This window comes from Solibacillus sp. FSL W8-0372, assembly GCF_037969735.1.
GTDB classification, from domain to species: domain Bacteria; phylum Bacillota; class Bacilli; order Bacillales_A; family Planococcaceae; genus Solibacillus; species Solibacillus faecavium.
The window spans coordinates 567,239-581,654 of sequence record NZ_CP150204.1; the positions used below are offsets into that span (position 1 = coordinate 567,239).

Consider the following 14,416-nt stretch of genomic DNA (forward strand, 5'->3'; position numbering starts at 1 on the left):
TAGTAAAAAATATGTTCACATAAATAATCATTATATTATAAAAGTAATATTTTAGTAATTTTTGTAATGTGATAATTCCGTTTAAAACCTTGGTATTACTGTATTATATAACCATTATAATACCTTATTAAGTTATGAAAACCTAAAATTTACAAATAAAATCACTATATTGAAATAGGTTTATTGATTAATTGTGAAAGAAAATGTTGTCTTTGTGAGTATATGTGTGTCATAATTAAAGAAATTTTAAGTTATCTGAATATATTTGCTGTTATATATCTTCTACCTAATATAAACAGGTGATTTGTGGGTTTATTGGTAAAAAAAGATTGACATAGTAAATGTATACTACTAGAATTTATGTGTAGTTAGTTTTTCTGCACATTTTTCGTGTGGGTAACTAAAATTATTATTTTCACTTATGAGGAGGAAATTTTTCAATGGCTAACCAACCAAAGAAATACAAAAAATTCGTAGCAACAGCTGCGACAGCTACATTAGTAGCATCTGCAATCGTACCAGTTGCATCTGCTGCATCATTATCGGACATTTCAGGTAACACACACGAGGAAGCGATCACTGCATTAGTAAGTGACGGTATCATCTCTGGTTACCAAGATGGCACATTCAAGCCTAACAAAGAATTAACTCGTTCTGACGTAGTTAAATTATTAGGTAAGTTTTTAGAAACTAAAGGTTATGAAGCTGCTGCTGACTACAAAACTCGTCCAGCATTCGCTGACTTAACTACAAAAACTAACGAAGAATTATTAAAATATGCTTCTGTAGTTAAAGAAGCAGGCGTATTCGTTGGATCTAACGGTAACCTTTTAGCTGGTGACCCAATCACTCGTGAAAACATGGCTATCACTTTAGTACGTACAGTTAACACTGTATACAATGTTAGCTTAGAAGAATTCGTTGCTTCTCAAGACTTCAAAGGTGATGTAACTGACTTAAACCAAGCTAAAGCAGAAGCTCGTACAGCTATTTCTGTATTAGACTTCTATGACATTACAAACCCAGCTGCACCAGCGTTCAACCCAAAAGGTAACACAACTCGTGGTCAATTCGCATCATTCTTACACAAAACAATCACTGCTGATTACACAGCTGCTGGTCAAGAAGATGAAACAGTTTCAGCAGTATTACCAACTGCAATCGCGTTTGAAGAATCTTCAATCCAAGGTACTTACGGTGTAACAGTAACTTTAAAAGCTAAAGTAACTGTAGCAGAAGGGGAATCAGCAACAAACATTCCTGTGAAGTTTGATATCTTCCATGAAAAATTAGCTAACGATACAACTATCGTTCCTCAAATTACAGAAACTGTTAAGACTGACGAAAATGGTGTAGCAACTTATACTTATACTCGTTCACAAGGTGTAACAGACACTGTTAATGCATATGCAACTGGCAAACCTGCATTAAAAGCGGCTGCAAAAGTTTACTGGGATGCAACATTAGCAATTAAAGATGTTACTGAAGGAACAACTTTAGCTAATGGTGAGCAAAAAGTTTACCAAATTACTGGTGAGGCTAACGAAACAGTATATGTGGCATTCAAAGAGAACATCAATGTTGCTCCTGAGAAAGCTGTTCGTGGAGTTGAATTCTTAGGTTTAAACACAACTGGTGATTCAGGTACTGCAAAATTTGCTTATGAATATACAACTGGCGGATACGCTGTTGGTGTTCTTAAATTAGACGCTACAGGTAAAGCAAACTTAGTATTAACTGGTGATGACGCAGCGGTAACTCCAATTGCTTTCGTTAACAACCCTGGTACAAACGCTAAGTATGATGCTACTGCTCTACAAGCTGTAGGTTCAACTGTAACTTTTGCTAAAGAATCAGTATTTGATTTATCAATTAAAGCTGAAGGTAACCAAACAGCTTCTATTAACTTAAATGATGTTCAAACAGGTGGACGCGACTATGTTGCAACACTTAAGAATAGAGAAGGTAAAGCATTAGCGAATGCAGAACTTTTAGTAACATTTAAAAATGAAACAACAACAGAGCGTAATGAAGTACGTGTATATGATGTTAATGGTGATCGTGTAAACACAACAACTACTGACTCAGTAACATTCCGTATTGTTACTGATAAAGACGGAGTTGCTAAATTTACAGTTTCACACCCTGATGCAGATGCATTCGTAACGCCTATCGTATTTATTGATAATGGTACAGGTACAGGTTCTGAACAAGGTAAATTAGATGCTAAAGATTTACAAGTTACTGGTGAAATTACTTACTTCCGTACTACAAGAGCTGCTGATTACAGAAGTGAATTAGTAGTTACAAATGAAGATGATAAAGAAGTTACAACATTTGGAAGTGACACTATTGCAGAGTTTGCTTACCAATTATCTGATCAAAATGGTAAAGCTCGTTCATACGGCTCAGATACACCAGTACAATTTACAGTACGTGCAGGTGCACAAGCAGTTGAATTAGTAGATGCAGCTGGTAACCCTGTTGTAGAAAATGGAGCAGCTGTTGTAATTCCTGCTTATACTTCAAAAACAATCTTAAACCGTACTGTAGTTGCTGGGCAAACTGAGGTTTCTATCTACTTAAAATCTAACGGTTCAGATGTTCGTGTTACTGCAACACCAACGAACACTGGTTTATCTGGTTTAACATCTGTTACTAAAACAGCAACATTCTTATCAGGTGCAAGTACTTCTTACTTCACGATTTCGGATGTAGTACAAACTACTGAAACTAATCCTACTTCTAGAGATGCTGCGTCAATTACATTAACATTTACTGAAGCTGTAGCAGCTACAAGTATTGAAGCAACTAAAACAGGTGGTACACGTGGTACAATCACTACTGACGCTGCTAACAACAAAGTTCTATATGTAGGCTTTGGTGCTGACCCTGTATCTGTTGGAGAAACAGTATCTATTTCTTACAAAGGTAAAGTTTACAACTTTGTTTATGAAACAAATGCTAACGGTAGAAACGTATTCAGAGCACAATAATATTTTTACGTTAAAATGCTAGGATTAATATAATACTAGTATAAAAAGCAGAATTGCGTATGCAATTCTGCTTTTTAATTTTAATCCCAATATTTAGTATGTATTCTTTTTTGTAATGGGGGTAATGGCCCTGTGATAACTTTTTATCAGCTAAATCATTTTTAAATTGGGTCTTATAACTTAAAAAATCTAATCCAATATTACGATTTAGAATTTATTAAATGCATTGAATTAATTTAAAATACACTTATGTTAGGTAATCTGAATTCTAGTTTAAATTATAAATATAGGGAATTATAAGGAAAAAGAGTGAATGATAGTGTATAATGTAAATGTTATTCAAAAGTCAATACATAAAGGATTGTGAGCAATGCAATTTACAGAATCGAGAAGAAAATATATATTATTAGGGTTTGTTGCTTTTATTATCATTGGTTTTATTACGGCAAAAGTTCTAGGAAGTAAACAGGACGAAGAGTTTTTAATAGATGATACGCTTTATCAACAAGCGAGTCAACTATATAACGAGGGGAATTATCCAGCCGCAGGGGAATTAATTGATGATTTACTATTACGCCAACCAAATTCTGAAATCGTCAATTATTTGGGGGGGTTAATTAAAGCCAATAATGGTGATTATAAACAATCTGTTATTTTACTTCAAAAGACAATGGATATTAATCCCCATAAAGTAGAGGATCCAATGTTCATGTTGCAATTCGGAGAGGTACTGTTATTTGCTGAACGCTTTGGAGATTCTAAAATTGTTCTCGAAAAATGCCGTGAATGGGGTTGGATACCAGAATCTTATCCTACCTATCAAGAACGTGTGACAGAATTGTTAACTCAAATAGAGAATATGTAATAAGGAAGGTAAATTAAAATGACTTCATTTTATGAAGAACTTCACAAAACCGAAAAATTTAGTGACGAAACTGAAAATATTCAGTCCCGTGCCACAATAGATAAATGGATTTTTCGATTATTATTATTATTAATCGGTCTTATGCCATTAATCGTAATGGCAAAAGTAGAAGAAGTAATCAGCCCTTTAATATCGAATGTAGAGCTACTTTCATCAGGCGTAAAAGGAGATTTATTTACACATTATAAAGCCTTGTTTGTGCTAGTGATAACGATTATTACAGGCACGATGCTTTTAGCTAAAATCTTATTTATGGGTGGAACGATTCGAAAAACATATTTAAACTATGTACTTGGTATATTTGTAGTAGCAATAGTAGTTTCAACTATAGCTTCTCCAAATATTACAATTGCATTAACAGGGCAACATAACCGGTCAGAGGGTGCGGTTAGCTGGCTTTGTTATATAGCTTTAATGTTTATAGCGATAAATATTAAATATCCAAAAGAAGTAGTTTCTTATATTATGTATACAATGATTCCTTTTGTATACATAAACCTTTATATAATTACAATGAATTTCCTAGGAAAGGATTTATTAATTAATAACACACGGGTGCAAGGTTTTGTTTCGTTGTTTTTACCTGAAGGAGCAAGTATTTCAGAAGGCTCTGCATTGATAGGTACACTTAACCAGTGGAACTATATGAGTGGTATGTTTGCTATGATGACGATTATGTATTTGGCATGGGCAGTTACTTCGAAGAGATGGGTTGTAATGTTTGTAGGAATTATTACAGCAAGTGTCTCTATTTCAATTATGTTTATGTCTATCTCTACAAGTGGATTTTTAACAGTGGCTCTCTTGTTTCCCTTGATTTTATTGGTTATATTCCAACTAGAAAATAAAAAGCGTGGATTAATTGCTTTAAGTATTTTCCTGGTTATTTCAGCACCTGTATTCTATTCTTTAGCTGAAAAAGATTTACGTATATGGAATGAGTCATTTGGTTTCTTTATAGATAAAAATCCTTTTTTAGAAGACTCTTCAACAATTATTAAGAATAATAATGTTGCTTTTGCAAGTGAGAATCATTTCGATCTACCGATTTTACCTAATCGTGAAACTGCTGCTGGATCAGGACGTGTTTATATTTGGGATAAGACGATAAAGTTAGTGCAAGATCGTCTTTTTTTAGGTTACGGAAAGGATTCATTAGTATACAATTTTCCTCATTACAATATTGATTCACGCGCAGGAATGTGGGATGAAAACACAATCATAGATAAACCGCACAATGAATTTGTCGGAATACTACATGGTTTTGGAATAGCAGGCTTTTGTGCATTTATAATTTTATTATCTATAATTGTACTTAAAACAGTTAACCTAATTTTTACAAAAAAGTGGTCGAATTTTATTATAGCTATTACCGCTTTAGCATATTTTGCACAAGCTATGTTTAATGATTCATTACCTGCGACTTCGGCATTTGTATTTATTATTATGGGTATGTTGATTTCGATAGGACAATTTGAGAATAAGGAGAATACAGATGGAAGATACAATTGAATTTCGTGAAATATTAAATATTTTATTAAAAGGTAAGTGGATTATAGTACTTTGTACAATTATTGCTATGATAATTTCAAGTATTGTGAGTTGGTTTCTGTTAGAAGAACAATATGAGTCTAAAGCTATTGTGCAAATTTCAAGTGGTGTACAGGATGCAGGGATTATGTCAAATTTTGTTTCAAATGAATTTACACCTACAGTATACATGCATCGAATGCAAAATGTTGAACAAAATAAAAAGTATTTCCAAGCAAATGGTTTAGAGGATTTTAATAAAGATAATTTAACGGTTATTAATCAGTTGGACACAAATTTAGTGGAAATGAAATATACGGAAACAAACCCAGAAGATGCACAAAAACATTTGCAGCTTCTAATGGATAAAACCAAAAATGAAGTTAGTACCTCCATTAAGGAAACACTAAATCAATTAGAGAAAACATATTTAAACGAATCTAATAGTTTATCAAATGAAATTGAAGAACTAATGTCAAATTATAATAGTGTAATTACAAAGAATAAGCTACCAGAAGTACTAATATTGCAAACAATAACGTCTTCACAATTTTTATTGAATTTAACAACAGAACAATCAAATGCATTATCAAATGTAACGGGGACTATACAAAATGAATTATTACAGCTAAAAGCGCAAATAGATACTAAGTCGGCAGAGTATACAGAGGTATTAACTAAATATCAAACTGTAAAAACAGAATTAGATAGTTTTAAAACTGATCCATTTATTCGTGTAATTATTGATCCGACTTTAAATGAAGATTCAATATCTCCAAATAAATTTTTAATTTTAACAATTGGTTTAGTCTTAGGATTATTGATTGGTATAGGATTAGTATTTTTCCGTTCTTCATGGAAAGTATTAGCCAAAAAATAATGGGAAAGAGGGATCAAAAATGAGTTATAAGCTAAGGTATATCATATTTTTTATAATGGACTCATGTATTGTACTCTCTGCTATTTTTATGAGCTATTGGCTACTTCATCCAACGTTAAACGTATATTCTAATAAAGTTATTGTATTGAGTGCGATTACTTTATTAATAAGCCATCATATCGCAGCATATTTCTTTAAGCTGTATACAAGAGTATGGAGCGTTGCCTCTGTTCGTGAATTATTGACAATCGCTTATGCAGTTACTATTTCTGTAGGGACAGCAAGTATGTTACAGCAATTTATTAACAATGATATTTATTTTCGCGTACTGGCAGTTACATGGATGCTTCACATTATAATGATTGGTGGTTCTAGATTTTTGCTTAGGTTGTTAAACGACAAGGAATCTTTCAAAAACCCACATGATATAAAACGTGTATTAATTGTCGGAGCAGGACAAGGTGGCTCAATGCTTGCAAAAAACCTTCAAAATAGAAGCGAAAAAGATATCCAGGCAGTTGGATTTGTTGATGATGATGTCAATAAAAAGTATTTAAATATAATGGGTTTACCTGTATGGGGAACAATAGGTGACATTGTAAAAATAGTAGAAGAAAAACAAATTGATGAGATTATTATTGCGATACCATCGCTTTCAAAAACAGGTATAAAAACGATATATGATAAATGTAAAACAGCAGATGTGAAAATTAAAATTATGCCAAAAATTGAAGATGTAATGACTGGGAAAGTATCTGTTAACGAAATGCGAGATGTAGATATTAATGATTTATTAGGTCGTGAAGAAGTAAAGCTTGATATGATTGCTATCTCTGAAAAGCTAACAGATAAAGTTATTTTAGTAACTGGTGCCGGGGGTTCAATCGGCTCCGAAATTTGCCGGCAAGTTATGAAGTTCCAACCTAAAAAGCTACTTTTACTGGGCCATGGTGAAAACTCTATTTACACCATTCATTATGAACTTACACAAAAAGTTGGAAAAGGTATTGAAGTAATTCCGATTATTGCGGATATTCAGGATCGAAAGCGGATTTTTGAGATTATAGGAAATTATAAACCTGACGTCATTTATCATGCTGCTGCACATAAGCATGTACCTTTGATGGAATACAATCCTAGAGAAGCCGTGAAAAATAATGTTTTTGGTACAGAAAACGTAGCGGAGGCAGCACATAAGTTTAATGTAAAAAATTTTGTGCTAGTCTCCACGGATAAGGCTGTTAATCCACCAAACGTAATGGGTGCAACTAAACGAGTAGCAGAAATGGTAATACAGGAGTTAGCTACAAGAAGTAATACTATTTTTGCTGCGGTTCGTTTTGGTAATGTTTTGGGTTCTAGAGGAAGTGTAGTTCCATTATTTAAACAACAGATTGCTGCAGGGGGTCCAATAACGGTAACACATCCAGAAATGACAAGATATTTTATGACCATTCCAGAAGCAAGTAGATTGGTTTTACAAGCAGGAGCTCTTGCTAATGGAGGAGAAGTTTTTGTGTTGGACATGGGGGAACCTGTAAAAATTGTAGATTTAGCAAATAATTTAATTAAACTTTCAGGTTACACAGAAGAAGATGTTGAAATAAAATTTTCTGGAATTCGTCCAGGTGAGAAGATGTTTGAAGAGTTGCTTAACCCAGAAGAAATACAACAACAGCATGTGTATCCCAAAATCCATATTGGTAAAGCGAATACTTTATCACAGCAGGAACTGAATGAACTTTTAAGGCAAATCAAGAACGAACCCATCGAAGGGATGAAGTCTTTATTAATTGATATAGCGAATAATAGAATTAAAGTTAGTAGTGCAGAATAATTCCTTTATACAAAGTTTAGGATAGCTCTCGAAAGCTTGTTGTCGGATAAAGAGATTGTTTGCCTTGTTAAATGTTGATTGTTAATACTTATTTACATAAAAACAAGAGCTATTAGTTCACAGGTTGTCTATGACACCAAACATTTTTATTTGGAGAATGATAGAATTTCTGCGCATCATCGTGGGAGAAGATAATGCGCGCCATTCTTCATGCATTACAAAATAATTTCTCAGTATCACTTGTATAAACAGGGAAATTTTTCTCCCCAGTTAATAGCCAAAATTAAGTGATTCACAACTCTTTCTTAAATATCTTATAAATCCCTTTACTAGTATAAATTTTAGGCGTATTTTTTTAGAAAGCATTACTAGTATCTTTTAGAACATATGATTTGTATTAACTTATTTTGGATTTTCTCTCGAATAGGTATTTTAACAACTCAGCTTTTTTTAAGCTTTGAAATTGAATAAAAGATTGGAGAGATAATTATACTTTTTTTGTATTTAATATTAATACTTTTTGGTAGCTATTTTTTTATTAGTAATTTAAAAAATAAAAAATCTATAAATCTATATTCTTGGTATATTTTAGGTCAAATATTTTTCTTTGTACTTCCATATTCAATAATTGAAATTTTCAATTTTGAATTTAAATATAATTTTTCGCTAGAAGTAAAATTAAAAGGATGGTTAATTTTAATTTTATCAAATTTGATAATTTATATATTCTATAAATTAAGTTATAGAATAAATTTTAATTTAAAATTTAATAGTTTATTTTTAAGACTATTAAACTATATACTGATATTTTTAGTTTTATTTTCTTTTTTATTTGCTATTAATAATATATTATCGATAGGGATTGAAAATATTTCAAATAACAATATTTTAAGATCAAAAATATCAGTTTTAGGTCCATTTTCGATTATATTACTTTTACCAATAGGATACAGTACATATTTTTGGATAAAATTTATTAATGGAGACAAGTCTTTAAAAAACTTTATATCAATTTTCTTATTTACATTTATAGCATTAATAGTAGCATTTTCAAGAGGACAAAGAACGGATTTAATACTAATTCCACTCTTACCTATATTTTATTATTTTTTTAAGAGCCGAAATTTTAAGATACTTTTATATGGGTTTTCTGGTGCATTAATTATTTGTTCATATTATGCTACAACCCTGAAAACAAATTTACAGAATTTAAATTTGAATATAGTAAATGCAGCTATCGAAATATTAAAAGGTGATATTGACAGAAATTGGACTTTCTGGATGGCTATTGATAATACTGGTTTTCTTACTAACAAATTTATGGATAATACCTTTGAAGGATATATATATACTTTGTTCACCTTTATACCTAGAAGTATAGCCTATTTCAAAGGATATTCTACTGAAACATGGTTTGTATTTAATATGGGGAATTATTATGAATCAACTTGGAGAGTATTATCAATAAGTGATATAAATTGGGGGGTAACTTTAAGTGGTATCACAGAAGCGATAATTAATGGTGGAATTGTAGGGCTATTATTATACAGTATAGTTATGGGGTTAATTCTAAAAATTATAGAAAGTTTCAACCAAAAATATGTTTATCTCAATTCTATATTACCATTCTTAGTAGTGTTATTCTCTGGATATACATTTTATAATTTATTAGTAATATATGTACCAATAATAATGGTACTATTAATTTTGAACCAATTGGATTTAAAGGATAAAAATAAATAATGTATTGAGAGATTATAAATATGAAAAAAATAGCCTTAATAATGATTCTATTAACAATACTTTCAAAGTTGCTAGGTTTTGTACGTGAAATAATCTTAGCAAAATATTATGGAATAACAGATATTAGTGATGTTTATTTTATATCTACTACAATCCCTGCTTTTTTATTTGCCATAGTAGGTACGGGAATCTTAGTTTCATTTTTACCATTACTTACTGAAGTATTTATTAAAAAATCTTTTACAGAAGGTATTGCATTTACAAATAAAGTATTAAATTACTTATTCATTATAATTTCAATACTAGTTGTGATTTTATTTATATTCACACCACATATTGTAAAATTATTTGCGATTGGATTTAATAAAGAGACCTTAAATCTTGCGGTGAATTTTACAAGAATAACTATTTTTTCTTTGTATTTTTTAGGTTTTACCTTTGTTTTTCAAGGTTTTTTACAGGTTAGAAAAAAATTTTTTATAATTAGTATTTTAGGAATACCTTTAAATATATGCATTATTTTAAGTATTATTATTAGTTTCTATACAAATAATTTACTTGTTTTACCTTTAGGAATTTTAAGCGGTTATTTTTTTCAGATGTTAATTATGTTTCCAAGTTTAAAGAAACAAAAATTTAAATTTCAAATAAATCTTTCCTTTGACGAAAATATAGAAAAAATGATAAAGCTCTCATTGCCAGTTTTAATTGGAGTGTCGGCAAATGAATTAAATTCATTAATAGACAGATCATTGGCATCCACAATATCTATTGGTGGTATATCAGCTCTAAATTATGCTGGAACAGTAAACAGTTTTATATTTACAGTCTTTGCTTTAACAATTGCTAACTTTTACTATTCTCAATTCAGTATACAGGCTATTGAAGAGGATCTAAAAAAATTTAAGAATACTTTGTTAGAATCAATTTCCTTAGTAATGTACTTTGTGATTCCAATCAGTTTGTTTATTTTGTTATTTTCAAAAGAAATTATTTCTCTACTTTTTGGAAGAGGAGAATTTACGTTTGAAAATGTTATTATGACAGCTGAAATTTTGTCTTTTTATGTAATTGGAGTCTTTGCATTATGTATGAGAGAAATATTAAGTCGAGTTTTTTTTAGTTTAAATGATACAATTACACCCATGGTAAATACGGCAATTTCAATGTTGGTAAGTATTCTGTTGAATTTTATTTTATCCCATTATTTAGGTTTGAAAGGTTTAGCATTATCAACAAGTTTAGCAAGTATTGTAGCATTTATATTAATGTTTAGAAGTTTGAGGAAAATTAAGATTAGAATTAAACCTTATGAATTAATTTCACTTCTATATAAAACTATAATAGTTAGTATAATTACTTTTCTTCCTTTAAAAATATTATATAAAACGTATTTTAAATATAATGAAATTACTTTTATATTAATATCTAGTATTGGGTTATTTATATACATCTTTCTGAGTATATTGTTCAAAAATAGGGAAGTTGATTTTATAGTTCGTTTTTTAAAAGGAAAATTCAGTAAAGGAGGTAAAATATGATACCGAAAAAGATTCATTATTGTTGGTTCGGAGGTAACGAATATCCACAATTAATGAAAGATTGCATAGAATCTTGGAAGAAATATTTACCGGAATATGAGTTAATCGAGTGGAATGAAAGTAACTTTGATATAAAATCAAATCAATTTGTTAAAGAGGCTTACGAGGCAAAGAAATATGCATTTGTATCTGATTATGTTAGGTTATATGTTTTATATAATTATGGGGGAATATATTTAGATACAGACGTAGAAGTTAAAAAATCTCTAAATAATTTATTGGGACTAAAAGCTTTTACTGGTAGGGAATCTGATGATTCATATGTTACAGGTACTTTGGGAGCGGAAAAAGGCCATTTATGGATAAAAGAGCTTCTAGATTACTATACAAATAAAAGTTTTTATGATTCAAATGGTCATTTAACTAATACAGTTATAATTACTCAAATTACGAAGCAGATATATAAGGATATCGAAAATTCTAACCCAAAAAGAGTTTATGAATCGCAAGACTTGACAATATATCCATTTGAATATTTTTGTGCTAAAGATTATAAGACAGGTATATTAAAATCAACAAAAAATACTTATTCAATTCACCATTTTAATGGGTCATGGTTAAGTAAAAAAACCAAAATTCGTACAAATTTTGGGAGATTTTATAGAAGAATTTTCAATTGGGGTGATAATGATGTGTAAAGTCTCAATTATTTCTGGTGCATATAATGTTGAGAAAACATTAGAAAAAAGTATTAATTCTATATTAGATCAAAGCTATAAAAATTGGGAATTTATTATCTGTGATGATGGGTCTAATGATAAAACTTTAGAGATTTTGAATACTTATAAAAAAAAATATCCAGATAAATTTTTGATTTTAAAAAATGAAAGAAATTTGGGTTTAAATAAATCATTAAATAAATGTCTTAATTATGTAACAGGTACATATATAGCACGTCATGACTTAGATGATTATTCTAAAAGTGATAGATTAGAAAAACAAGTTAACTACTTGGAAATGAATCCTGAAATTTCCTTGGTAGGAACAAATATGGAATATATGGATGAAGAAGGAGTTTGGGGTAGGTCTCAAGTAGTGATGTCACCAACAAAAAAAAATTTTATTAAAGGCACACCGTTTTGTCACGCTACTATAATGCTAAGAAATACCGTCTTTGAGAAAGTAAATGGATATTCAGAAAAAGCTTATGCATTAAGAGTCGAAGATTATGAATTATGGTTTAGAGTATATAGTAAAGGGTTTAGAGGGATTAATTTAGAGGAAGTTTTATATACCATGTATGACAATAGAGAAGCTTTTAATCGACGGAAATTTAAATATAGATTGAATGAAAGTATAGTGAAATATAAAGGGTTTAGATTACTTGAAATTTCACCAATCTATTATATTCAAATATTAAGACCATTATTAATAGGAGCGTTACCCTATTTTATCTATAAAATCCTCCGAAGGAAAAAATTAAAAGTGGAAAATGCTTAGTATTTAATAGAAAATAAATATTTTAACTATGTTTCCGTAGTCTGAATACTGTTGTACAGATTTAAGAACCAGTACTTCAATTTAAGCATTGAATTTGATAATAAATTTAAATTTTAAATCCAGTATATGTATTAATGACTGTCTTAAGATTATCGATTAAGACTAAGAACGAGCTCTTTCATTAGCATTTAAGTCATTGACATCTACTTGATGGAATTTCGATCTGAAAAATAAACGACTTTGAATATTGACTTGAGAGGAAAAAAGGGCAAACATATTGATTAAGAAGAAGGTGCTTCATGGGGAAAAATATTTTATTTGTCGCTTCTGTCTACCGCCATTTAACTGCCTTCCATCTTCCATATATACAATATTTTCAACGTAATGGCTATGAAGTATATGTTGGAGCGGGCGAAGATATTAAGGTTCGTGAAGAGTTGGAAGCATTAAATGTACATTGTATAGATATAGTATTTAGTAGAAGCCCAATAAGTAAAGATAATATTTATGCATATAAACAATTAAAGAAGCTGTTTAGTGAAATGAAATTTGAGTTGGTTCACGTTCATACTCCTGTTGCTGCTCTATTGACCCGAAGGGCTTTTCAGGTAGCTAAGTACGGCAAGATTGTTTATACAGCACATGGGTTTCATTTTTTTAAAGGTGCGCCAAAGCGAAATTGGCTTATTTATTACACGGTGGAAAAGATTGCAGCGAAGTGGACTGACCATCTTATAACGATTAATAAAGAAGATTATGTCAATGCCAATAGGTTATTACCAAATCATAAATTGTCATTTGTCCACGGAGTTGGTGTTGAATCTAATTCTGTGAGGTTGAGTGAAGAAGAAAAAAAGAACTTAAGAGAAAAAATTGGGTTAACAGAAGAACATGTAATGATTTCCTTTGTAGCAGAATTAAATTTAAATAAAAATCATCAATTTTTGCTTCGCAATTGGAATCGTTTGAAAAAGCGATGCCCACAAATAGCTCTTTGCATTATTGGGACAGGTGAGTTAGCTAAACAACTAGAAAGGTTTGTTGAAGCAGAAAATTTGGATGATGTCTATTTTTTAGGTTACCGTCGAGATGTAGCCTCTTTATTGCAAATATCAGACATGGTTACGTTATTGTCTCATCGTGAAGGGTTACCTAAAAGTATTATGGAGGCTATGGTTGAAGGGTTACCTTGTGTTGTAACGAATACGCGAGGTTTACGTGACTTAATTTCAGATGGAAAGAATGGTTATGTAGTGAACCATGGAGATGAGGAAGCGCTTGTGACTGCATTTGAACAACTGATAGAATCGAAAGAATTAAGAAGAGAGCTTGGTGGACAAGCCAAAGAATTAGTTAAGCCATATTTATTAGAAAATGTATTAATGGAATATATAGAGATATATGAAAAATTGTTATAGACGAAAGTATTCCACATACATCTAGGTTTTATTAGTTCAATAAAAA

Annotated in this window: 10 protein-coding genes; all 10 read left to right on the top strand. The window is 30.5% G+C overall.

Annotation, left to right across the window (positions count from 1 at the left end; all coding sequences use genetic code 11):
• Positions 1-440: 440 nt before the first annotated feature.
• The 10 genes from MKY13_RS02845 to MKY13_RS02890 all read left to right on the top strand — a co-directional run bounded on the left by MKY13_RS02845 (position 441) and on the right by MKY13_RS02890 (position 14,370).
• Complete coding sequence (locus tag MKY13_RS02845) at positions 441-2,996, top strand: S-layer homology domain-containing protein (RefSeq protein ID WP_339215162.1); 2,556 nt, start codon at positions 441-443, stop codon at positions 2,994-2,996.
• Positions 2,997-3,366: 370 nt separating this feature from the next.
• On the top strand, positions 3,367-3,861 hold the full coding sequence (locus tag MKY13_RS02850; RefSeq protein ID WP_339215164.1) for a hypothetical protein: 495 nt from the start codon (positions 3,367-3,369) through the stop codon (positions 3,859-3,861).
• A gap of 18 nt (positions 3,862-3,879) precedes the next feature.
• The gene (locus MKY13_RS02855; RefSeq protein WP_339215166.1) at positions 3,880-5,433 is read left to right on the top strand and encodes an O-antigen ligase family protein; all 1,554 of its coding nucleotides are present in this window, start codon (positions 3,880-3,882) and stop codon (positions 5,431-5,433) included.
• Complete coding sequence (locus MKY13_RS02860) at positions 5,417-6,331, top strand: Wzz/FepE/Etk N-terminal domain-containing protein (RefSeq protein ID WP_339215168.1); 915 nt, start codon at positions 5,417-5,419, stop codon at positions 6,329-6,331. Before MKY13_RS02855 ends, MKY13_RS02860 begins: the two co-directional genes overlap by 17 nt.
• Positions 6,332-6,350: 19 nt before the next feature.
• Positions 6,351-8,168, top strand: a complete 1,818-nt coding sequence (locus tag MKY13_RS02865; protein WP_339215170.1) for a nucleoside-diphosphate sugar epimerase/dehydratase — start codon at positions 6,351-6,353, stop codon at positions 8,166-8,168.
• Positions 8,169-8,666: 498 nt separating this feature from the next.
• Positions 8,667-9,911 carry an O-antigen polymerase gene (locus tag MKY13_RS02870; RefSeq protein ID WP_339215172.1) on the top strand — a complete coding sequence of 415 codons (1,245 nt, stop codon included), beginning with the start codon at positions 8,667-8,669 and terminating at the stop codon, positions 9,909-9,911.
• A 20-nt stretch (positions 9,912-9,931) separates the two neighbouring features.
• Positions 9,932-11,452 carry a murein biosynthesis integral membrane protein MurJ gene (gene murJ / locus MKY13_RS02875; protein WP_339215173.1) on the top strand — a complete coding sequence of 507 codons (1,521 nt, stop codon included), beginning with the start codon at positions 9,932-9,934 and terminating at the stop codon, positions 11,450-11,452.
• Positions 11,449-12,150 (top strand): glycosyltransferase, encoded by a 702-nt coding sequence (locus tag MKY13_RS02880; protein ID WP_339215174.1) that lies wholly within the window; start codon positions 11,449-11,451, stop codon positions 12,148-12,150. Before murJ ends, MKY13_RS02880 begins: the two co-directional genes overlap by 4 nt.
• The gene (locus tag MKY13_RS02885; protein ID WP_339215175.1) at positions 12,101-12,952 is read left to right on the top strand and encodes a glycosyltransferase; all 852 of its coding nucleotides are present in this window, start codon (positions 12,101-12,103) and stop codon (positions 12,950-12,952) included. Before MKY13_RS02880 ends, MKY13_RS02885 begins: the two co-directional genes overlap by 50 nt.
• Positions 12,953-13,251: 299 nt before the next feature.
• Positions 13,252-14,370 carry a glycosyltransferase family 4 protein gene (locus tag MKY13_RS02890; protein WP_339215177.1) on the top strand — a complete coding sequence of 373 codons (1,119 nt, stop codon included), beginning with the start codon at positions 13,252-13,254 and terminating at the stop codon, positions 14,368-14,370.
• The last annotated feature ends 46 nt before the right edge of the window (positions 14,371-14,416 follow it).